The sequence below is a fragment of the Mesorhizobium sp. WSM3866 genome, assembly GCF_002294795.1.
In the GTDB taxonomy this organism is placed as follows: domain Bacteria; phylum Pseudomonadota; class Alphaproteobacteria; order Rhizobiales; family Rhizobiaceae; genus Mesorhizobium.
Map to the genome: position 1 here is coordinate 117,364 of NZ_NSGC01000014.1, position 21,477 is coordinate 138,840.

Consider the following 21,477-nt stretch of genomic DNA (forward strand, 5'->3'; position numbering starts at 1 on the left):
GGATTCTGTGCAATGCACAATAGCCTTGCGCGTGGCGAGGAAAGGGAAACCTCAACGATCTGATCACGACCTGTAGACGTAGGACTGTCAGGTTCGACCGTATACGTCCTCAAATCGCACAATGTCATCTTCGCCGAGGTATTCGCCGCTTTGGACCTCAATTATAACCAGGCCAATATTGCCGGGGTTCTCGAGCCGGTGTTTGTGGCCGCACGGGATATAGGTGGATTGATTGGTGGTCAGGAGTAGCTCCTGGTCGCCGTTGACTATTTTCGCAGTGCCGCTGACCACGACCCAGTGCTCGGAGCGGTGATGGTGCATCTGCAGGCTCAAGCGCCCGCCCGGGTTAACCTCGATGCGCTTGATCTTGAAGCCCTCGCTTTCCTCCAGAACCGTGTAGGTGCCCCAGGGCCGGTGCACGGTACCGTGAAGCAAGTGCGCATCATGTCCCGCAGCCTTGAGCCCCTCGAACAGTTTCTTGACGTCCTGGACGCGATCGCGGGATGCAACGAGCAGCGCATCGGGGGAATCGACAATCACCAGGTCGCTGACGCCAACCGTCCCTATGACTCGTTTGTCCGAGCTTATGTAGGTGTCGACGGTGTCCACTACATGGACATCGCCGCGGATCCTGTTGCCGCTCTCGTCGGGAGGGATCAGTTCGGCCATTGCGTTCCAGGAACCGATGTCATTCCACCCCATCTCGCAAGGAACGACGGCGAGATTGAGCGCCTTTTCCATCACCGCCCGGTCGAGCGAGATGCGCGGAGCCACAGCGAGATGCTTGGCCGAGAGCTCGATGCTGGCGAAGCGCTCGCCGTCAATGATCGCGGCGTTCTCGTAGCTGCCGAGAACGGCATCGACCACCTCCTTGCAATGCAGGGCAATCTCATCGAGCATGACCTGCGCTTTGAAGCAGAAGATGCCGGCGTTCCAGAAGAAACGTTTGGAGGCGACATAGGATTTGGCGGTCTCGACGTCCGGCTTCTCGACGAAACGGACGACTTTTTCGCCATCGGCCTCGATGTAGCCGAATGCCGTGTCCGGCCTGTCTGGATTAATGCCCAAGGTTGCAATGCGCCCCTGCCCCGCATGCTCGATCGCCCGACTGATGGCGCTTCCAAAGGCCGCCAGGTCGCCGATCATCTGGTCCGCGGGGAAAATGCACAGGATTGCATCCGGCCCCTGTGTCGCCTTGGCGTGGATGGTCGCCGCGACGACAGCGGCGGCCGTGTCCCGGCCCTCCGGCTCGAGCAGGAAGGTGCGTGGGAGCACGACGGAATCTAGCTCGTCAAAATGGTCTTTCGTGAGGAAGAAATGGTCCTTGGAGGTCACGGTGACGAGCTCGGCCGCCCCCACTATGGAAGCCGCGCGCAAGACGCTGTGTTGAATGAGCGAATACCCGTCCGCCATCTTGAGGAAAGGCTTGGGGTGCGATTGCCTGGAGGCGGGCCATAACCGCGAGCCGGCTCCGCCGCTGATGATGACAGGAACCACTTTCATCAAATGCCCTCTACCGTCTGCGACGCGAATGCCTGTGCCTTTTTCAGCACCGAGGCGACGATCGTCGTGGCTCTGCTCTCGCTCGAAGCTTCCGAATAGCACCGCAGTTCCGGTGCATTGCCGGAGGGCCGCAGGTGTATGATCTCGCCTGTGCGCATGCGCACCCTGAAGCCGTCGGTTTTGTCAACTTCGGCTACGGTCCCGAACGGAGCGAGAAATTGCTGCAGCGCGTCGAGGTTTGCGAGGCGATCCATCAATCTGCTTGAACTTTCCGCGGAGAAATCCTGCAGCCGGTCGCTCGCGCACACCGGAAGCTTCCAGAGCTCGCGCAGTTGCGACAGCTTCTTCTTTGTCGATGCCATGGTACCGAGAACAGCCAGGATGGGGAGAAGCGAGTCCCGCGTCGGCAGTGCGGTCAAAGTCTTCCCGTTCACCGTGTAATCCGACCCCAGGAGAACGCCACCATTGGCCTCGAAGCCGACAACGATGCTGCCGGCACGATGTGACGCCTCCATGGCTTCGATGACAAATGGTGACCCGACCTTTGTCCTCAGGACGTCGAAGCCGAAAGCTTTCGAAATGCCCGAATTGGAGGTCACAGGCGTCACGACGGTATCCGCCTTCAGGAAGAGAGCCGTGGCGAGCCCAACCAGATCGCCGCGAAACAGATCGCCATTTTCATCGGCAATGAGTGGCCGATCAGCGTCCGCATCCGTCGACACGATGGCATCGAGATTGAATTCGCGGACCCATTCTTTCAATTGCAATCGTGGCTGCATCCAGGGCTTCGGTATCGACAGGCACGAAAGTTTCGGTTTTCCCAACGGCGACCACGCCGGCGCCGAGCGATTGAAGAACTTCCACCAAAAGTATTGCTGCTACCGAACTGTGCCGGTAGACCCCAAGTCTCAGGCCGGAAAGGGAGCCCGGCTCCAGCATGTCATTGGCGCGCTCTCGATAAGAGGCCATCGCTTCTTCATGGCGGATAGGCCACGTCGTTCCCAGAGGAGCGGGTGGCAAGCAATATGCATTTGATCTTTCGGCGACAAAGCGCGTAATCGCGGCCTCATCCGCCTTGCTGATCTCACCATTCGGGCCGTAGAATTTGATGCCGTTGCGATCGGCTGGAATGTGCGACCCGGTGACCATAAGAGCCGCCGCGCCGTGTCTGCGTGCATATAGTGCCAGGGCAGGCGTCGGTATGGCGCCGCAATCGATCGGCTGGAAACCATTTGCGGCCAACGTCGCCATGCAATTGTTGACTATCGCTTGACTGCTGTCACGCAGGTCGCGGCCTACGAAGACCGAACTATTCGGCTGAACCTGGCTCGAACTCAAACGCCAGGCGAAAGCTTGGGTATAAAGCCCGCTGGCCTTGCCGAGCAATTCCGAATCCAAACCTCGAACGCCGCTTGACCCGAATTTCATGACTTCGCTTTGCTGGGGGACAGGTAAGGTGGGATAATATTGCAGTGGGCTAGTGCTTCTATTGAAAGCGCCATCGTTCTCAGCCACCTGCTATTCAGATGTGCGGTCTCTTCAACACGGTAACGGCCGATCAAACTTGCAGAACGACCCAGACAGGAGCTCAGAACGGACGTTAGGGCCTCCGCTGGCAGTCAGGCGCATCCATAGCTCTCCTTCTATTGAAATCTCTTGGCGCGCTCATCTAATGATCAAGGCAGGGAGTGATCGGTCGGTGCCGCCGGTACTTCGCTATGCAGCATCATGACGTATCGGTAAACTTGGTTGTTTGGATGGGATGCATCCATGGCATGGATAGAGAGAAGCCTTCTTGATCAGCGCAGTAGAACCCTGCGATTTTAGCTAATGGATTAAGAGTCGGCTCGATGTGGGGCTTCCGCCCGAGCTTGCGGCAAGCCTTGGCAAAGGCCTTGAACCTGTAGCAGGGGCCGTTGTCGGTCATGACACGGTCGACGGTAATCCGGAGACCGGGCACAGAGGCGAGAGCAGCCTTGAGGAAACGCGACGGCGCTTTCCTTCTTCTCGTCGGCGCGATTTGCGAGAAGGCGACACGTCGAAGCGTCACCGATGCAGACATGCACGAACTCCCAGCCGATGCCGCGGCTATTGGATGTTCCTTTCGATCGCCCGCGATGCGGTGGCCGAGATCCGGAGCGGCTTGCGCAGGCGGGGCGCCCATGAAGGCAATCTTTTATATCGATGCTTTCAATTTCTACTAAGAACCAAATACCAGCCCCAATTTATGTGGCTGAATTTAAGGCTTTAGCGGATCTAATCGTACCCCAGGGACGACTGTCGGCGCCGACAAATATTTGTCAGGAAAGGTCGACAACGATGCGCCAAAACGCCAGCAGGCGTTGCTGGCGGCGCTGAGGACGGTCTCAGAATCAGCATTCATAACGAGGGGTTTTTTTATTCGGAAAAATGGGGCCGGATTGGTAAGCCCGCTCAAGCTAAGCCGATGGCTACATCTGAAATATGCCACCCCCAGCGGTGGTATACGTGGCCAAAACAGAAGAGAAAGGCAGCGGCGTCGATTTAGGCGCTCATCTCGTCCGCGACGCCTTCGTCGATGCGTTCGATTTGGCCTATGTTGTGAAGAATGATACGTCGAACCCACCAGGATTGTAACCCAAGAGGTGGGCAAGCAAGTTTGTATCGTCGCCCCGCACTGGCCGCGCGGCCTCGTTCCGTGCCATCCCCTCTCTAGAAGCTGTGTCATCGTTCAAACACTACACTGACGACGCAGAGTTGGCGGCATCGCAGTTTCCGGATGTGGTGCTTAGGAGGGGAAAGAGGCCGATGAATGAACCGGCTACTTGGGTCTAGGGTGCCGCATTCATCCCCTGGTTTGGGGGCTGGGTCGCGGTAGCGATTCACTTTTCGTTCACAATATTAGCGCAAGCTAACGCAAGGTCATGCTGGTACAGCGTACATGCCTGAAAGCCCTGGCGCCGATCACCCTCTGCGCTGGGGCTTTTTCTGTGTCTCTAGAAGGTGTGAGTGCTGGAGGCGCTTGAGGGACTGTTCAAGGGCAAGCCGCGATTGCTCGACCTTCAATCTTGCATCTTCCACTTCGGCGCGGGTTCGGCCAATCAAGCGGCGCGCGCTATCGACAAGCCGCTGTTGTGTTCCCCATGGATGCATCTCTTGGATCACCGGACAACCCGTTCAAGTTCTGCCGATAGCTGGTCAGGATCAATCAAGCCTCGCCCGTAAAGCCCGAAGATTTTAAGCGCTATGCGCTCGCGCTCATCCTTCGCTGCCACATGGTGCTTGGCACAATAGTCGTTCAGGGCTTTCGTGAGAATTGCAAGTTGGGCGGAATCCGCCACACCGTATGCCGACATGCTTGTCTCCCCGGACGGACGACGGGCAGACGATACACCCAGAAAAAGTCAGAACCGAGTCAATTCCGTGCGACCTCACTCGCACATTACTACGCATAGGTCCCTACCTTGAAACCCGCTAACTCACTGTTGTTTCGGGTGGGCGCTTTGAGGCCCGGGCCCGTCGAAGTGCCAAAGCTAGATTCACCGGGTGTTTTCGTTCTGGGCGCGGCTCGTCATAATCCGTTCGTCAAGCGACCACACGAAACCCTGGCAGAGGAACATCGGCAGATGCGAAATCTCCGGGCCTGTCCGTCCTACCGATGAGTCTTTCGACTCCGGAGATGGGTGCTGCCAGTTCTTGTCCGCGGTCGCTTCTTCTGTGCCAGGAAAGTCTCGTTAGCGACGCTGCAATCTAAACAGCGCACCTTCACCCAGGTGGCACAGGTTCTCCGCCCGAAATGCAGAGCCGTCATGCGGCGAATTGCCAGTCAGGCTAGGTACGCGGGCAAGCCACTCCCCGTTGTGTCCGCGGTCCCCGGTCTGCGACGGACATGAACATAGGCTGACGCCGTGTGAAATCTTCGAGGGTTTGAAACGTACAGCCCGTTCCCGTCTCAGAACCGGGCCGAATCTGGATTGCATTTGCCTACCCGGGTGGCTTCGTCCGCATTCGTTGTCGGATCTTCGACGAAGTCGGACATGAGACACAGCGCTCTCAGAGCGATCGCATTTGTTTCGCAATGATTTTCTCATTTGGCACGACATATGCGGGGTCTGTCCCGCATGACCGCTCCGTCAATCTGATTGATCCGGTCAGGATTCAATCAGGGCGCAGTGCGTCACTTCTGAATATCAAGGAGAGAAGAGTATGGCGAGAGCCCGAATTGGCGTGGCGCGGGCAGTAACAGCGGCTGTCGTCCTCATCGTTGCGGGACAGGCCGGCGCGGCAGATATTCATCAAGTCGCGAGCGTTGCGAAGGTAGGATCCCCGGTCGCGGAAGCGCCAAGCCCCTGGCAGATCCGCATGCGCGCGTTGGGGGTGATCACCGAGGATTCGGGCTACGTCAACGCGGTGCCCGGCTCCGGTCTTTCCTATTCGAACAGCGTGACGCGGGAACTCGATATATCGTATTTCTTCACCGACAACATCGCCGCCGAACTCATACTCGGCACCACCTATGCCAACATCTATGGCCAAGGTTCGATCGGCGGGTTGGGCAAAATCGGCAAGGTTTGGCTGCTGCCGCCAACGCTCACATTGCAGTATCATTTTACCGATTTCGGCGCCTTCAAGCCCTATGTCGGCACCGGCGTGAACTATACGATCTTCCATCATCAGCAAGCCGGCAGCGCCGATGATCTCAAGGTCAAGAACACATTCGGCGCCGCGCTGCAGGTCGGATTCGACTACATGGTGGACCAGCACTGGGGCGTGAACTTCGACGTGAAGAAGCTTTTCCTTAAGCCCGACTTCGACGTCACTGTCGCCGGCGCTAAGCTCACAGGCAAGGCTAGGCTCGATCCATGGCTGGTAGGCGCAGGTCTCACCTACCGCTTCTAAGGGCGAAGCACCTGAAGAGGCATTTTCCAAGTCCGCGCCCGGATCATCCGCGCCGAGAAGTGGCACCGCGATGGGTCTTAAGGGAGTTGTTGGCATGCGCGTAGAAAACGATCATCGGCACGTGATCGGTGTGCCGGCCGCTCCCACGCAACTTGATGGTCTGTCTTCTGCAATTCTGCGGCAGAGGGGGGTGGCGCGGGTGTCGCTGCCTGGCGATGTGGTGACGTGGGCGGCAGGCCGTCATCAGACGCTCAGGCGGATGCTTTCCGACCAGCGTTTCAACAAGGACTGGCGACAGTGGCGGGCGCTGCAGGACGGCGAGATTCCCGAGGATCATCCGCTGATCGGGATGTGCAAAGTGGACAACATGGCCACCGCGCACGGCGCCGATCACCGGCGCTTGCGCGGCCTGCTGTCCAGCAGCTTCACGCCCAGTCGTATTGCCTTGCTCGCGCCACGGATCGAACAACGCGTCGATCAACTCCTGGCCGAGATGGCGCAGCGCGGCGGCAGTGCCGATCTGATGTGCGAGTTCGCCGCTCCGTTGCCCACCAACGTGATCGCCGAACTGTTCGGTTTGCCGGACGAACAGCGTGAAGAGATCGTCGCGCTCACCTACAGCCTGGCCAACACCTCCGCCACAGCCGAAGAGGTGCGACAGACGCGGCAGCGCATCCCGGAGTTCTTCCGTTGTCTGATCTCGCTCAAGCGGCGCCAGCTCGGCGACGATTTGGCTTCGGCGCTGATCGTCGCACGCGACAATGGCGAGCTCGTTTCCGACACCGAGCTCATCGACATGCTGTTCATGGTGCTCTCTGCAGGCTTCGTGACTGTCACCGGCGTCATCGGCAATGGCATGCTGGCATTGCTGACGCATCCGCAGCAACTACACCTGGTGCGCAGCGGCCAAGTTCCGTGGTCACAGGCGATCGAGGAGATTCTGCGCTGGGGCAGCTCAGCGGCCAATCTGCCGTTCCGCTATGCCACCCAGGACGTGGAGATCGACGGATGCATGGTGCGCCGCGGCGACGCCGTGCTGATGGCGTTACATGCGGCGAACCGGGACGAAAGGGCCTTCGGTCCGGGCGCCGACAGGTTCGATGTCACCCGGCGGCACAACCCGCACCTGTCGTTCGGCCAGGGGCCGCATTCGTGCCTGGGCGCTGCGCTGGCGCGCCTGGAATTGGGCTGCGCCTTCCCCGCGCTGTTTGGGCGGCTGAAGGATCTGGCGCTGACCATCGCCGCGGAGGACGTTGTCTACATGCCGTCTTACGTCATTCGCTGCCCGCAGAGGCTGCCGGTCACCTTCCGCCCGTCCATGGCCTAGAGAGTGCGGCCTTCACCCCGGCTTCACTGATTCTGCGTGGAAGGCTCGACCAGTTGTTCCGCGATTAGCCGTACTCGGGGCCCTCCTGCCTCTCCGCTGGCCACAACAGCCGCGGCAGGTGGTTGCCCGGGTCAAGCGCATTCGGCCAGGGCCGATCTGCCGTTGGCTGGCAGCTAATGCTGGCGGGGCGGCTGCCTCAACTCCGGCGTGCCCAGCCTGCCGCGGCCAAAGCGTCGGCCACGAGGCTGTTGTGCTCACCCGGTCCAGCGCCGCCGATAGAGAGCACGATCTGAGCCGGCGAGATTGGCAAGCAGACACCGGCCTCCTCGACCCATTTTGCATGCTGCCAACCGGTGTTGGCCACGAGTGCTTTGTCATATCCTGATTGCATGTCTTCAAGCCCCCCAGGTGCCAGGCTGACCTCGAAGATACAATGAAACAATCCTGAGGTTTCCAGACTGGTGGTGGCGAGAGAAAGACCTAATCTCCGGACCCCGGCCGCCACTCGCGAAGGAGGTTGTCCGCGGTCCTGATTTGATCGCAGCAACGGCTGAGCGCTAGCCGCGCGGCCGGCGGTCTTTCTGTCGTCAATTTTTACTCGTGCTGCCGGCGAGCAGCGCCATGCCCCAGCGACGGGCAAGATAGAAACTTAAGTGGCACGCACTTCCTGGCGCTGTCCGATTCCCGACAATGTCGGATCCGCAACATAGCAGAGTCCGATTACTCATTGCCGAAACGAGTTTTCTCGTTTGGCACGGAATGTGCGCGGTCCCGGACACGCATCACAGAACAAGAAGAACCCATCCATGATCACCCACCAAAGTATCCCCCTCACGCTGATTCATTCAAAGATGACGCTGGAGTCAGGCCTCGCAACATGCTGATGACTCATCCGGCTCTGGGCTGCCCCCCGCCCCACTCTCTCCAAGTAAGTGCAACGAGCATGCATCACCCTCAACATAAGGGACAACCCACCTTAAAGCGGGCAATGCGCGTCCAAAACCTGACAAAGGGCTTGTCAGTTTCATTACAACCGCTATCCGGGCACTTCAGAGGCTTTTCAAAGATATCATGGGGTTAGCGCACGCTGAGCCCGCTGGCATAGCGTTTGCACACAAGCAACGGTGCAAGACGAGGATGCTTCCCTGAACCCGTCCGCCTCCGAGAGGAAACCAATGCAGAAAGCTTTGAAAAAAGCATTAGACCGCAACGTGGTATTGCAGATCGGGTCCCCGGCCCCTTCGATTCAAGTCGAGAGCTGGCTGCGTGGCGAGCCCCTCACCAGCTTTGAGCCGGGCAAAGTGTACATCGTCGAATTTTGGGCAACTTGGTGCGCCTCTTGTGTGGATGGAATGCCCCGTCTGATGCAGCTGCAGGACAAATACAAGGACAGCGGAGTTGAGATCATCGGGGTCGCGGCTTCTGAAGACGCTCCAACGGCCGATGAGGCCCGAAGCACGCTGGACACTTGGTTGACCGAAAAGTTTATGAATCTGAACTATCGGATCGCGTTCGACTCCACGGGCGAAATGAACACGCTTTGGATGGAGCCCAGCTTTTCTTTCGCGCTTCCGACCTCGTTCGTGGTCGACCGAGACGGCCAAATCGCGTTTATCGGTTACCCGATGCAACTCGATGAGGTTTTGCCGAAAGTGCTTACTGGCAGCTGGCGCGCCAGCAATAAAGCAAAATCCGCCGATAGGGAGCGGATCGCGGAAGGCGAAACGATAGCGCGCGAACAGGCGCTGAAGAAGAAGATCAATGACATATATTGGGCGGCGATGGAGAAAAAGGATTGGAAGGCGGCGCTCTCGGCGATCGAGGAAGGCATCGCCTTGATGCCGGACAACCTCGGTTTTCGCCATTCTCACGTGAATCTGTTGATTCGCAAAATGAAGGACATGCAGGTCGGCTTGCCCGTCGTGAGCCAATTCGTTCGCGACGCGATCCACAGAAAATCCGAGAAATGGATGGCTGCGGCGCTAGAGGAACTCTTCTTCCCGAACTTTGACTATTCGCAGTTTCCGTCTGCTGAGCGCTTGGCGATGGGTAAACAGCTGTCCGAACACATCCTGGAACTGAATCCCCCCGAAAGCGACCAATGCAAGCTCTTGCCTTATCCGTTGGCAGCCCTGTACTATCACGAGAGCGGCAACAAAGATCGGGCGATCGAGTTGATCCACCTTGCACTGAAGTCGCAGGGTGCTCCGGAGCGGATCCGCGACGAAGATGAACAGGACGAAGTATTGCATTTGCTGCAGTTCCTGGCCTACTTCAAGGGTGAGAATGTCTGCTACGGTGGTCTTTGCGTGGCTCCAAACAATGGCCGATTCGACAGCTGGTATACCGTTTGCGGCTGACCGTCAGCTTTATGCGAGGGACAACTTGGCCGGGCAGCTCTTGATGCGAACGGCGCGAACCCGCGTCCGGCTTGCGAAATCGCCTGGGCCGCTTGGACGTCGGTCAGAAGGACTGCGGTCTACTACGATGCCCGCCTTTGGTTAGGCGGGCCATCAGCTGAGCTACTGGCTTTGCGCGCTTCGAAGCGGCTTCGCGAACCAGCGCCAGACGGTCGTCGGGAATAAAAATTTGATGTCCGGCGAACAACACCTTCACGCCAGCCGGATCACGCCCGCCCGGATATTCCTGAGATCCTGGCCGAGGTCGGCGCCGTTTGGGCAGAGCTCCGAATCGGGGTCAACGGCGCTCCGAGGATTGCAGCGAGATAGTCGGTGCTCCAACCGGCCTTTTTGCGCCTGAGCTTGATGGAGGCTTGTCGTGACGGCACGCTTGGATGGCGAAATGCCTGACGATAGCCATGTAATGCGCCCCGTGCCCCTTTCGGAGGCGGGACTGATCCTCGCTGCGACGACGCCGAGGGTCCAGTGCAGCGCGTTCTCGATCAGGATTTCGCGCAGATGTATTGTGCGTCCTTACTCCAAATCGTCACTCCACGCATCGTCTACGGCTCAGCGTCAGACATGGCTGCGTTCAAAACGTCAGCCTGAAGCCGGCCCGCAGCGTGAAGGCATAGAAGTCTACGCCAGCGCTATCCTTGTAGGTTTTTTGTTTGCGGTCGCCATGTTGCAGGCCTTTGCGTAGCCTTTCTTCCGAAAATGTTTGTCGCCATTGGCGGCCAGGAAGACGCTGGCGCGTTCGGTCATCTGATAATCGATCTTGGCGCCGGCCGAGATGAACGGTACCGTGAAGAAGTCGTCCTCAAATCGCAGCTCGCGCCTCCAGTGATCGTCAACAGCGCTTGCATCAACGGTGAAGCCGCTGCGCAGCAGGCCCGAGAGCGCTCAAGTTCCCGAGCGTCGTGGTCGCTTCCGCGCCAAGGAACAGGCCGAAATAGCGCTGTTCGTAATCGATGCCCGGTTTCGGTCCGGGGACCCCGCGATAATCGCGGAACCCTTCCCCACTATATATGTACGAACCGCCATAGGCCTTCCACTTCATGTCAGTGTATTTGACGCCGCCATGCAGGTTGATAACCGTGGCGTCGTTGATCACGAAGTCTGGGCCTGCTGCGATGTCAAGGTCGATGTATCGGTCAAGGCGAGTGCCGGGTGGATGGACTGATGCGACCAATCCCGTGCCGCGAAGCTCGGCGCATCCTTGAGCCAATCACAGTCTTCCATATGGCTGTTGCCAGAGAAACCGAAGACGGCGTTGCTGAAATGATCCAGTTGTTCCACACCTCGGCCCTTAGCCCGGTGGTCAGAACCGGGCGCGCCGGTTTCCCAGATCAAATTGCTGATATGATTGCCCCACTTTGTCGTAGACAAGCTCGTTGCCCTTGAGCCAGGTGTAGCCAACACCACAATGGCGACGCTCTTGTCGGGCGCTGAACAGATGGTCGAATGCGCCGCCATGGCGATGGTCGACGATGTGCAGAACGTGCCGAAAGCAAGAATTGCAAATGATGATGTGCAGCGATTCATGGGGCCTCCTCGGGATAGCCGTTGGTGATCTTTCGTTAAACGACGGCGGCTCTCAGCGCCCGTTCGCAGGAGTTGTTGTCGCGGCGACCATTCCTGGGCATTGGTGCCCTTGAACTCCGATGCGATGTCCAGGACGGCTTGGCATTGCTCTTGGCCTGATGTGCTGCATAGAACCGCGTGGTCGGCCACTACCGTGTTGCCAGACCGTATAAGAGACTTGGCCCGGCCGAGAGGCGACGCTCGTGGCGAGAGAGCGGATTTGCACCGGCCGCCGGCGCTGTCAAAATGCCGAAGTTGGTGATGCGGCACGACGGTTAATTTCCCGCTCTTTGGCGATTAAGCGTTCCAGCTTGTGAATGTTGGGCACCCCTGGCATCACTTCGAGGCCGAGAACAACCCCAGGCGTGCCGTCGATGTACAGCTCCTTGGCGACCGCGCGATTGCGCTCGAGGAGGTTTTCGAGGGCGGGGTCTTTCATGTCCCGCTTGAGCTGTTCAACATCAAGGCCGACCTGTCTTGCGATAGTCAAAATGTCGAATTCGCTGAGCTGCCCGCTAGTAGCCATCAGGGCGTGATGGAACGCGTCATATTTTCCCTGTTTGATGGAGGCGAGCGCCGCCAGTGCGGCAAATTTGGAACCCGGTTTCTCGCCCGGATAATGTTTGTAGACCACCTTCAGCTTGGGATCATCCTTGAGGGCTTGCTGGATTATACGGTCTTCCGCCCGGCACTGCGGGCACTTGCTGGATTATACGGTCTTCCGCCCGGCACTGCGGGCAGTTGTAGTCCAAAAACACAATGAGAGGGACGTCGCCATTCGGGTTGCCAGCAGTTGGCGCAGCGGTGTCGTCCAAGAGTGCGTCGCGCCGCTCTGGAATGAGCTTCCGCCAATCCACGGCGGGCCGGCGATGGTTTTCGAGCTGGCGGACGTAGTGTATGGCAACTGGACCATATCGTGTCGCTAGCCCGGAAAAAAGGAGTGCTAGGGCTGAAAAGGTGATAGCGCCAGCTTTTGGATTAAGCATGGGATGGCTCCAAGTAAACGGTGAACGGCAGGGTAGCAACAGCCGGCTTCTGACACCCTTAGGTGACAGCAGCCTGAAAGCCTCAGGACATTTGCGTCACTCCGGTTCAGCGTAGCGCCACGTTCAGAAAGGATCCTGCCCTCGAACTGGGAGCTCGGGAGCCCCTGATGATTCTCGGATTGGGTCCATTTTGATTTTCTACGCCGTCTGTGGCACTCCGGATGGGCGCGGCAGATCGAGAGAAATTTAAAATGTCATGTGAACTCCTGGGCTAAAGACTGCGCGACGGGCCATGTCGCGACACGTGTCATGGTATGCAATTGCCATGCCACCAAGTGGGTTGTGAGCAGCAACCACAAATCCAAGGAGTCGTCCGCCTGGTGGGCTCGAACTTAAGCCCCAGGATGTCTGTATCTGAACACAGATTGTCATGAATCGAACTCGGACAAATGCTGTGACCAGCTTTGCACGGTTGACGCCAGAGTCCTCGGTTGAGCATTGCGCATCTAAGAGCGGATTGAGGCAACAGGCGATCGCCGGCCGGTCGAGTTGCGCAGCCGTGTGTTGCAGTTAGCGTTGCGGCATAGGGGCCGCAGGTGTGATCCGGGCGCCGAATGCTAGGGTGCCGTTGGCGGCATCCAGCGACCCATCTAGCGATCACTGATCGCGTGATCGAGGTCCTACTAAGTTCAATCGCTCGTCCCGCTGCGGCCGTTCAAGACTTCGCAGATTCGGTTCTGCATCGGCTTGCCTGGAGCGACACGGAGCTGGCCTCCTGCCGTCCAGGCGAGCTTGGCGTTCGAGTGAACCCGGTGCCGTGCTCCGACGGAAATCAGATCGCGTCTGCCCCCGACTTGGCAATGTCCAGACGGGTGAACGAAGAAGCCTCGATCCTTCTCTTGAAGCTGCTGCTTTGTCCCTAGGCCGCACAGGCGCATTGCCACTCTTTCGAGACGCGCACGCTTCGACCATCTCCTGGAGCGAGATGTGATGTTGCAAGACGTCAAACCGCTGCTCCTGCAAGTAGCGCAAGTGGCGCATGGTCCAGCTCTTCGTGCGCGGATATGGGCGTTCAATTGATCTGGCGGCTTAAATGACAGGCGGCCGGTTCCAGCCGCGGCGGACAAAATGTGAGGTTCACTACAAGCCGACGTCTGGGCACTGTCGAGTTTTGCAAAGCAAACGGACCTTAATGGACGCTGAGATGCTGGCACGGCCTTTGCAAGTTGGGGGGCGGCAACTGGAGCGATGGTGTCGCGTCTGTTGCCGGACAACAGAGGCAAAGCTTCCGAAGGTTTGAGCTAGAAGTAACTCAAAGCACAAATGCGTTCTATTTGCCGGAACGCTTCAAGAAAATGAGCGCGTAAGCAGATACGTCATTGGTGACGTTGGCATATTTATTGAACAATCTTGCCGCCTGTTGCGATACAGACAACATAAGAAAGCGAAGAGAAAACGATGAGTGCCGAAGGTAAAAAGAAACGCGGTGTATCAGGTGTGTCAAATGCGCGGAATATTGCATTCCGCTATGGTGGCAACCCTTCAAATTACAGCTTGGCGATAGGGCACACGACTCATCCGCGTCTTGGCGGTTCGCTGTTCCTTAACGCTATGATCCTTGGGCAAATGCTGCCAGGATTTAACCCAAGTGAACGTATGTTGAAGGCTGCGGACGCTTGTATTGAGGAATGCCCCGTTCTTGGTGCGCCTTTCCAGTGAAAGAAGCGGAGAAATCGCAGTGACGTGGCAGATAGTGAGCCGATTGTAAGCGGGCTGTGCCGCCCTTCTTATTAGGCATCTTCTCGTACTCCCAGGAATGGAAATACTGATTGGCGTCGATAACAACAAGAACGATCCGGCATCGAGATAAGCCGCCTTGCGCCGGAATTTGGCCCGCTGATTACCGGTACGCTCATTGTCGCGTTCGCGACGATGTCTGACATCGGACACAGCGCCGCCAGAGCGATCCATTGTTTAACAAGGATTTCCCAGTTGGCACGACGGTTGCGGTCCTATGCGCAAAAAGCACTGCGACGCCGCACCAACTGGGAAGAACTTCATCCATGTCACGCTTTTCGAACGTACGGGCGTCACCGCAAAAATTGAGCCTTCTCGAGCAGACGAGAGCCATTGCGCTTTCATTCCTCAGGTCTTTCGGACATGACTGAATTCGATTTCCGCCCAACACTGAATGCGCCCGACGATGACCCCCATCTTTGGCTTGAGGATGTGGATGGCCAACGGGCACTTTCGTGGACCGCCAACCAGTCGGCGAAAACCTTGAAGGACTTCGCGGGAACGCAGTTCGAGCGCGACCGGGCGGCGCTTACGGCGATTTTCGATCGTCCCGGCCGGATTCCCCTGGTCACGCGCTGCGGTCCGTACCTCTACAATTTTTGGCAAGATGCTGGCAATCCGCGAGGACTGTGGCGCCGAACCACCCTTGCCCTCTACGTGAACGCGGACGCCCAATGGGAGCTACTGCTCGATCTGGATGCGCTCGCGGCTAGCGACGGAGAGGACTGGGTCTGGAGTGGTGCGTTGATCGAGCCGGAGAGACGGGAAAGAGCCGTTCTGCGCCTGTCGCGCGGCGGCAGCGATGCGGTCGTGCATCGCGAATTCGACCTGAGCTCTCTCAGCTTTGTCGCCGACGGTTTCAATCTCCCAGAGGCCAAGGGCGACATTGATTGGCTCGACCCCAACACTCTTGTGCTATGCAGTGCGCTTGGCGATGGCATGGCAACGCGCTGCGGCTACCCACGCACCGTGCGACTGTGGAAGCGTGGCGCGGATCCGCTCACCGCGCCGGTAATCTTCGAGACCGGTTCCGAAACCCTCGGTGTGAATGGCCATCTGGACCGTACCGCCGAGGGCGAGCGCTTGTGGTTCATTGAGCAATTGGCCTGGCTCGCGAAGAAAGTCCACATTGGTGATAGAAGCGGGCCGAAGACAGAGATCGATCTTCCGAAGGACGCCAGGTGGGCTAACTTCGGCGATTGGCTGGCGGTAAAGCCGCGCAAACCATGGACGGTCGCCGGGACGACCTATAGCGCCGACGCACTAATCGGCATTTCGCTTTCCTCTTTCCTTGCTGGAGAGCGTCATTTTAGTACCCTGTTTGAACCAGCCGAGAGGCGCTGTCTGCAGTCATTCTTCTGGAATGACGGGAAGCTCATTATCCACTACCTGGCGAACCTCGCTCCGAGATTCGAGGTGTTCACCCCAGGCCCGCAGGAATGGACACGCCGAGCCCTGGACGCCTTGCCGTCGCAAGGGACTGTTCACCTCTGGTCACTCGATGCGGCAGATCACGAGACCAATGGGGAGGTCCTGGTTTGCGTTCAGGATCCGATCACGCCGCCGCAGCTTTTGCTGTTCGATCTCAAGGCCGCGCCGCCTCTCAGCGCTTCAGCAATTCTGAAGCGCAGCCCGGAGAATTTCGACGCATCCGCACTGGTGATCACACGCCACGAGGCAGTCTCGATCGATGGTGAGATGATCCCCTATACGCAGGTCGGTCCACCAAACGGGAACGGAGATGCCCCAGTTCACCTTACCGCCTATGGCGGGTTCGGCATATCGCTCCTGCCCTCCTACAACTCCACCCTCGGCAAGCTGTGGCTCGAGCGCGGCGGCACGTGTGTGGTGGCCAACATCCGCGGCGGCGGCGAGTTCGGCACCTGCTGGCACGAAGCCGGGCGCAGGGAGGGCAAGCGTCTCGCCCATGACGATTTCGCCGCCGTTGCCGCCGATCTCGTGCGAAGGGGCATCACGCTGCCGAGGCGGATTGCCGCCCAGGGCGGCTCAAATGGCGGCCTGCTGATCGCCAACATGCTTACCCGCTATCCTGAGCGTTTCGGCGCGCTGTTCTGCACGGTTCCGCTTGTCGACATGCGCCGTTACACCAAGCTTCTGGCAGGCGCGAGTTGGATCGACGAATATGGCGATCCCGACAAGGCTGACGATTGGGCTTTCCTGAGTGAAATCTCGGCCTATCACGCCGCGTCGTCGGGACAGCCCTATCCGCCTATCCTGCTCGCCACCATGAGACGCGACGACCGCGTCCACCCGGGCCATGCGCGCAAGATGGCGGCAAAGCTGCAGGCCCTTGGCTATCCCGCTTACTTCTACGAGCCCAGCGCGGGCGGGCACGGCTACGGCAAGGACAATCGGGAGCGAGCCGCATTCATCAGCCTCGGTATCGGTTTTCTTCGCAGCGCGATCGGGTGGCATGCCGATGGCTTTCATAAAGGACCCGGAGCTCGACAAGGGCGAACTTCCGATGAGTGAGTACAGGTCGAGGACTGGGACAAGGTACAAACCGTGCGAGTACAGTTTGCACAATGCGCGCTAGCGCCTTGTCGATCTCAATCAATCGACGGAGCACTTCACACCACAGACTACAATTCTGAAGAGCAAGGAGAAATATCATGGCAACAAAGCGAATGAACGTGTCGCGGGGAGTAGCAGCGGCCGTCGTCCTGGTGCTGCTGGCACAGCAGGCTGTCGCGTTTCCAAAATCCCCCTGCGCGTCTTACCCTCCCCCTCCACCTCCCCCTTATTGCTCGCGCCCGTCTACGACACCGATCTGCGAGCCAAGCTTTGGGCAGTTCCGCCTGCCCGGCTCGGGGGCATATTCGGACGAAAGAGACCGACCAGCGCAAGGCGCTTTTCGCATAATCACATAAACATCTCGTTATATGGTATTGACAAGCAGCGAAGCTGCTGTGATTGTGCGCATGTCATGGTTCTCCGCGCGGCACTGCCGTAGCGGAGCTAAGAGGGAAGCCGTGCGATGCCGGCGCTGCCCCCGCAACTGTTAGCGGCGAGCCAAGCCCATTGATGTCACTGAGGCGAACGGCCTCGGGAAGACGGGCACAGGCTTTGACCCGCGAGCCAGGAGACCTGCCACGACGAACAACGTCCACGGGCGGGGTGTCCGGTGGTCGCGGTAGCTCGGCTTCGTGCCGCCTAACCCGCGTTCCTTGTCCCCCGCCCCAACCATCGGGGTATGGCATGACTGTCTCTCAACGAATTGCTGTAGCAACGCTCGGCGTGCCGCGTATCGGTCGACGGCGGGAACTGAAATTCGCGCTTGAAAACTACTGGTCCGGAAATTCTCCCGCTGCCGACCTGCTCGCGACGGCGAAGACGCTGCGTGCCGCTAGCTGGAGGGAGCAGCACGATCGCGGCGTGTCGAAAATCCCGTCCACCGATTTCTCACTTTATGACCATGTGCTCGACACAGTCGCCATGGTCGGCGCCGTGCCGGCACGATACGCCTGGACTGGCGGCGAGGTCCCACTCGATATCTATTTCGCCATGGCGCGCGGCAATCAAGGTCAGGCCGCGGATTGTGGACATGCCGGTGACGAGCATGCGGCCAGTGGGCACGGCCTTGCCGCGATGGAAATGACCAAGTGGTTCGACACCAATTATCATTACATAGTGCCGGAACTCACGGACGATCAGAGCTTTGCCCTCTCGTCGGTGAAACCGGTCGATCATTTCCTCGAGGCCAAGGCGCTCGGCATCCACACTCGCCCGGTCCTGCTTGGACCGGTTACCTTTCTCAAGTTGGCGAAGTCATCTGAGAAAGGTTTCAACCCTATCGCGCTCCTGCCACGGCTGCTGCCTGTCTACGAGGAGCTCCTGCAGAGGCTAAAGCTCGCGGGAGCCGATTGGGTGCAGATCGATGAGCCGGCGCTCGTGCTCGATCTGATTCCCAACGAACGGGATGCGCTCCAATTCGCCTATTCCCGGCTGTCGAAAGCAGCACCCGAGTTGAAGATCATGGTCGCTACCTATTTCGGATCGCTGGGAGACAATCTCGAGACCGCAATTTCTCTGCCCGTGGCGGGACTGCACGTGGATCTCGTGCGCGCTCCAGAGCAGTTGGAGGCCGTGGGCCGCGCGCAGAAGGAACTTGTGCTCTCGCTCGGGCTGATCGACGGACGCAACGTCTGGCGCGCGAACCTGCCTGCCATACTTGACCGTATCAAGTCGATCGTCGCGGGTTGGCCACTGGAGCGGGTGGAGATTGCCCCGTCCTGCTCGATGCTGCATGTGCCGATCGACCTGGACATGGAGACGGCACTCGATGCGGATGTAAGGTCGTGGCTCGCCTTCGCAACGCAAAAGACCGACGAGCTGGTCGTGCTCGCCCGTGCCCTGGCCGAAGGCCGGGACGCAGTTGCCGCCGAACTGGAGGCGTCGGCTGAGGCTGCCGCCGTTCGCGCGACATCCGCGAAGGTGCATGATCCCCTGGTCGAAGGCCGGATCGCCAGCATCAAGGTCGGCATGACGCGTCGGAAGAGCGCATTTCCCGTCCGCTCCAAGCTTCAGGCCGACGCATTTGGTTTGCCCTCCTTCCCCACCACGACGATCGGCTCCTTCCCGCAAACAGCCGAGATTCGCAAGGCGCGGGCAGCTCATGCCAAAGGCCAGCTGAGTTACATCGACTATGAAGCGTTCCTGAAGAAAGAGATAAGAGCCGCCGTTCGCTGGCAAGAAGAGATTGGACTCGACGTGCTGGTCCACGGCGAATTCGAGCGCAACGATATGGTGCAATATTTCGCCGAGCAGCTCTGCGGCTTCGCCTTCACGCAACACGGGTGGGTGCAGAGCTATGGCTCGCGCTTTGTGCGACCCCCGATCATCATTGGAGATGTGTCGCGACAAAATCCGATGACACTGGATTGGTGGCGATATGCCCAGTCGCTAACGCTGAAGCCGGTGAAGGGCATGCTTACCGGCCCGGTGACGATCCTCAACTGGTCCTTCGTCCGAGACGACCTTCCGCGCTCAGCCGTCTGCCGCCAGGTCGCGCTCGCCATTCGCGATGAAGTGAGCGACCTTGAAAAGGCCGGCGCCAAGATGATCCAGATCGACGAAGCCGCACTGCGGGAGGGCTTGCCGCTGCGCGCGGCCGACTGGGAGGCCTATCTCGACTGGGCCGTCGAATGCTTCCGGCTGGCTTCGACGGCCGTCAGCGATGCGACCCAGATCCACACCCATATGTGCTACTCCGAGTTCGGCGACATCGTGGACGCGATTGCCGCAATGGATGCCGATGTGATCTCCATTGAAACCTCGCGCTCGCAGATGGAACTGCTCGATACGCTTCGAACCTTCAAGTATCCGAACGACATCGGACCTGGCGTCTATGACATTCACTCGCCGCGGGTCCCGGAAGTGGGCGAGATTTCCAACCTCATCATGCTTGCGCGCGAACGATTGCTGGATGACCAAGTGTGGGTGAATCCCGACTGCGGTCTCAAAACGCGCAGATGGGAGGAGGTCCGGCCTGCCCTGGCGAACATGGTGGCTGCGGCACGCGCAATTCGGGAAAAAACGCAGACGGCGTAGGGCTCGGTGACACTCGCCGGCGGTGAGCGGCGACGCTACACCGCGGGCGAGTCTATCCGGCTCACCCAAAGAAATCGATCTGCCGCTGACGAAACCTCGGCAAGCTTGGTCTGTCGCGGGCCTTGTTATAACGCGTCCAAGCCAGCTGTTCCAAAGGCCGGGGCTGGTGAGCGATCGAAGGCCGGCCCTCAAATGAGCCGGCCAGAAACGAGACGGCTGACCTCCAGCGGGTTTCGGACTACTCCGGATTGGGATAGTCCAATATCACTATCATCTTTCCGACGCCGAGACCTCCACTCCGACGATCGGCGATCATCGGGAGAGGCATCGGCGATCACGTGGCGCCGGTCCAAGGGTGTTCCGGGAAACCGGATGCAGCGCTAAGCAGGGGAACATTCAAACGGCACTTCTGTAGACTATCGAGGCGGCATCGCGCTTTGTCATCTGCAGCGGGCCAACTCTCGCTCAATGGCCCGTCTGCCTCTGTCTCCGATTACGATCGCCGCGAAGGCGAAGCCGAGCGACCGCAGCTTGGCTGGCGGACCGTTGCGTTTTGATGGTGGAAGATCCCACTCGCGACCAGGAAAGCCATCGCGGAAAGTGCGGGGTTGGCTTGCTCCTGGCGGATGCCGGCAGCGGTGTTCGGACCGCGCAAGCGGCGTCATAAATCTCAATCGTTGCGTAGAATGCGTGCTTCGAGCGCGGCTGCGACGAAAGCTCGTCGAGCGGCTGGCGCATGGGTCTTACCGCGTAACACCTGCAGACAGGCCTCCATCGCTATTCTGCGTTTATCGGTCTCATGATGCAGATCCCGCAGCAAGATAGCGGCCGCGTCGTTGACGTCGAACACGATACGCTCTGAGCTGCGGCGGCTGACCTGAACAACGACTGGCCTCTCAAATCTGATCAACCCGGTCATCCCCCCTCCTCCACAGCTACTATGCGGCAAACCGCCCGGGTCGTATTTGTTTACTCAGTCGAACGCGACCGATGCACCTGGACCACTTAAGCGGACCATTGGCGACCAAGCGATCGCCATGAGCTGCGTCTGGCCATAGTCAGGTTGCGTGCGATCTGCGCTCTTGGAGTCGGTGGTGAGGAACTGCTTCTCATTCGCGTAGTCTAGCTGTGGAACCTGAACATACTGCACTCTTTGACGCGCCTTGCCAGCCTCAAACATGTCGTCGAAGGCTACACCTGCACTTTTCCACTGCCCGATCTGCAGGCGGCAATCCACTTCATCGCCGAGGTTGGATCTTCCAATATGGCGACCCGTTTCGCAAAGCCGAAAAAGGCGTTGCGAGCCGTGCTTACCGGCTTGCGCCCATCGTATGCATCGTAGCATGCCCTCAGGGGAGCTATGGCTGAAACTGGGTGATGACGGTTTGAGGAGAGCGGCGTATCGAGGCGGGTGATGAAGCCTGCCAGAACC

General features: G+C 59.0%; 15 protein-coding genes, 4 pseudogenes and 1 riboswitch. Of the genes and pseudogenes, 7 read left to right on the forward strand and 12 right to left on the reverse strand.

Annotated elements, in window-relative coordinates:
• Positions 1-87 precede the first annotated feature (87 nt).
• The 3 genes and pseudogenes from CK222_RS26150 to CK222_RS33080 all read right to left on the reverse strand — a co-directional run.
• Positions 88-1,503 (reverse strand): mannose-1-phosphate guanylyltransferase/mannose-6-phosphate isomerase, encoded by a 1,416-nt coding sequence (locus tag CK222_RS26150; protein ID WP_095802367.1) that lies wholly within the window; start codon positions 1,501-1,503, stop codon positions 88-90.
• Positions 1,503-2,931: pseudogene (locus CK222_RS26155) on the reverse strand (phosphomannomutase). The gene CK222_RS26150 and the pseudogene CK222_RS26155 overlap by 1 nt, the downstream one beginning before the upstream one ends.
• Before the next feature lie 421 nt (positions 2,932-3,352).
• Positions 3,353-3,605 (reverse strand): annotated as a pseudogene (locus CK222_RS33080) (IS481 family transposase); the annotation flags it as partial.
• A 385-nt stretch (positions 3,606-3,990) separates the two neighbouring features.
• On the opposite strand from CK222_RS33080, the gene CK222_RS33450 reads away from it, so the two are divergent.
• Positions 3,991-4,119, forward strand: coding sequence for an NYN domain-containing protein (locus CK222_RS33450; protein WP_141245942.1), 129 nt, complete (start codon positions 3,991-3,993; stop codon positions 4,117-4,119).
• Between the two features lie 524 nt (positions 4,120-4,643).
• Here the strand turns inward: CK222_RS33450 and CK222_RS26165 are convergent.
• Complete coding sequence (locus CK222_RS26165; protein ID WP_095802369.1) at positions 4,644-4,838, reverse strand: hypothetical protein; 195 nt, start codon at positions 4,836-4,838, stop codon at positions 4,644-4,646.
• A gap of 850 nt (positions 4,839-5,688) precedes the next feature.
• Between CK222_RS26165 and CK222_RS26170 the strand changes: the two genes are divergently transcribed.
• The 3 genes from CK222_RS26170 (at position 5,689) to CK222_RS26180 (ending at position 10,068) form a co-directional block, all read left to right on the forward strand.
• Positions 5,689-6,381 carry an OmpW family protein gene (locus CK222_RS26170; RefSeq protein ID WP_095802370.1) on the forward strand — a complete coding sequence of 231 codons (693 nt, stop codon included), beginning with the start codon at positions 5,689-5,691 and terminating at the stop codon, positions 6,379-6,381.
• A gap of 94 nt (positions 6,382-6,475) precedes the next feature.
• A complete protein-coding gene (locus CK222_RS26175; RefSeq protein ID WP_095776620.1) occupies positions 6,476-7,708 on the forward strand; it encodes a cytochrome P450 in 1,233 nt (410 codons plus the stop codon).
• A gap of 1,175 nt (positions 7,709-8,883) precedes the next feature.
• On the forward strand, positions 8,884-10,068 hold the full coding sequence (locus CK222_RS26180; RefSeq protein ID WP_170954340.1) for a TlpA disulfide reductase family protein: 1,185 nt from the start codon (positions 8,884-8,886) through the stop codon (positions 10,066-10,068).
• A gap of 350 nt (positions 10,069-10,418) precedes the next feature.
• Here the strand turns inward: CK222_RS26180 and CK222_RS26185 are convergent.
• The 6 genes and pseudogenes from CK222_RS26185 to CK222_RS33095 all read right to left on the reverse strand — a co-directional run.
• A pseudogene (locus tag CK222_RS26185) lies at positions 10,419-10,611 on the reverse strand (ISAs1 family transposase); the annotation flags it as partial.
• 135 nt (positions 10,612-10,746) lie between these two features.
• Positions 10,747-10,998: an omptin family outer membrane protease gene (locus tag CK222_RS33455; RefSeq protein ID WP_095802371.1), complete on the reverse strand. Its 252-nt coding sequence runs from the start codon at positions 10,996-10,998 to the stop codon at positions 10,747-10,749.
• Positions 10,973-11,221: an omptin family outer membrane protease gene (locus CK222_RS33460; RefSeq protein WP_348626613.1), complete on the reverse strand. Its 249-nt coding sequence runs from the start codon at positions 11,219-11,221 to the stop codon at positions 10,973-10,975. The genes CK222_RS33455 and CK222_RS33460 overlap by 26 nt, the downstream gene beginning before the upstream one ends.
• Entirely contained in the window at positions 11,218-11,652 is a 435-nt protein-coding gene (locus tag CK222_RS31925; RefSeq protein ID WP_141245941.1) for an omptin family outer membrane protease, read from the reverse strand. The genes CK222_RS33460 and CK222_RS31925 overlap by 4 nt, the downstream gene beginning before the upstream one ends.
• A gap of 280 nt (positions 11,653-11,932) precedes the next feature.
• Positions 11,933-12,364 carry a DsbA family protein gene (locus tag CK222_RS33090; protein ID WP_348628815.1) on the reverse strand — a complete coding sequence of 144 codons (432 nt, stop codon included), beginning with the start codon at positions 12,362-12,364 and terminating at the stop codon, positions 11,933-11,935.
• A gap of 1,273 nt (positions 12,365-13,637) precedes the next feature.
• Positions 13,638-13,748 (reverse strand): annotated as a pseudogene (locus CK222_RS33095) (IS110 family transposase); the annotation flags it as partial.
• 387 nt (positions 13,749-14,135) lie between these two features.
• Between CK222_RS33095 and CK222_RS31930 the strand changes: the two are divergent.
• From CK222_RS31930 to metE, 3 genes are all read left to right on the forward strand, one after another.
• Complete coding sequence (locus tag CK222_RS31930) at positions 14,136-14,396, forward strand: hypothetical protein (protein WP_141245521.1); 261 nt, start codon at positions 14,136-14,138, stop codon at positions 14,394-14,396.
• Between the two features lie 441 nt (positions 14,397-14,837).
• A complete protein-coding gene (locus CK222_RS26210; RefSeq protein ID WP_095802374.1) occupies positions 14,838-16,967 on the forward strand; it encodes a prolyl oligopeptidase family serine peptidase in 2,130 nt (709 codons plus the stop codon).
• Positions 16,968-17,405: 438 nt separating this feature from the next.
• Positions 17,406-17,605: riboswitch (cobalamin riboswitch) on the forward strand.
• 88 nt (positions 17,606-17,693) lie between these two features.
• Complete coding sequence (metE, locus tag CK222_RS26215; protein ID WP_095802375.1) at positions 17,694-20,045, forward strand: 5-methyltetrahydropteroyltriglutamate--homocysteine S-methyltransferase; 2,352 nt, start codon at positions 17,694-17,696, stop codon at positions 20,043-20,045.
• A gap of 670 nt (positions 20,046-20,715) precedes the next feature.
• Here the strand turns inward: metE and CK222_RS26220 are convergent.
• Together CK222_RS26220 and CK222_RS26230 are read right to left on the reverse strand one after the other, a co-directional pair.
• The gene (locus tag CK222_RS26220) at positions 20,716-20,964 is read right to left on the reverse strand and encodes a DUF982 domain-containing protein (RefSeq protein ID WP_095776630.1); all 249 of its coding nucleotides are present in this window, start codon (positions 20,962-20,964) and stop codon (positions 20,716-20,718) included.
• A gap of 272 nt (positions 20,965-21,236) precedes the next feature.
• A partial coding sequence (locus CK222_RS26230; protein WP_245433271.1) for a DUF982 domain-containing protein occupies positions 21,237-21,477 on the reverse strand: 241 nt, incomplete at its 5' end.

What these genes read in the sequence shown, in the direction of transcription:
- CK222_RS26150 (WP_095802367.1), bottom strand. Translation starts at nt 1,503, where the DNA reads ATGAAAGTGGTTCCTGTCATCATCAGCGGCGGAGCCGGCTCGCGGTTA.
- CK222_RS26165 (WP_095802369.1), bottom strand. Translation starts at nt 4,838, where the DNA reads ATGTCGGCATACGGTGTGGCGGATTCCGCCCAACTTGCAATTCTCACG.
- CK222_RS26170 (WP_095802370.1), top strand. Translation starts at nt 5,689, where the DNA reads ATGGCGAGAGCCCGAATTGGCGTGGCGCGGGCAGTAACAGCGGCTGTC.
- CK222_RS26175 (WP_095776620.1), top strand. Translation starts at nt 6,476, where the DNA reads ATGCGCGTAGAAAACGATCATCGGCACGTGATCGGTGTGCCGGCCGCT.
- CK222_RS26180 (WP_170954340.1), top strand. Translation starts at nt 8,884, where the DNA reads ATGCAGAAAGCTTTGAAAAAAGCATTAGACCGCAACGTGGTATTGCAG.
- CK222_RS31925 (WP_141245941.1), bottom strand. Translation starts at nt 11,652, where the DNA reads ATGAATCGCTGCACATCATCATTTGCAATTCTTGCTTTCGGCACGTTC.
- CK222_RS31930 (WP_141245521.1), top strand. Translation starts at nt 14,136, where the DNA reads ATGAGTGCCGAAGGTAAAAAGAAACGCGGTGTATCAGGTGTGTCAAAT.
- CK222_RS26210 (WP_095802374.1), top strand. Translation starts at nt 14,838, where the DNA reads ATGACTGAATTCGATTTCCGCCCAACACTGAATGCGCCCGACGATGAC.
- metE (WP_095802375.1), top strand. Translation starts at nt 17,694, where the DNA reads ATGACTGTCTCTCAACGAATTGCTGTAGCAACGCTCGGCGTGCCGCGT.
- CK222_RS26220 (WP_095776630.1), bottom strand. Translation starts at nt 20,964, where the DNA reads ATGACCGGGTTGATCAGATTTGAGAGGCCAGTCGTTGTTCAGGTCAGC.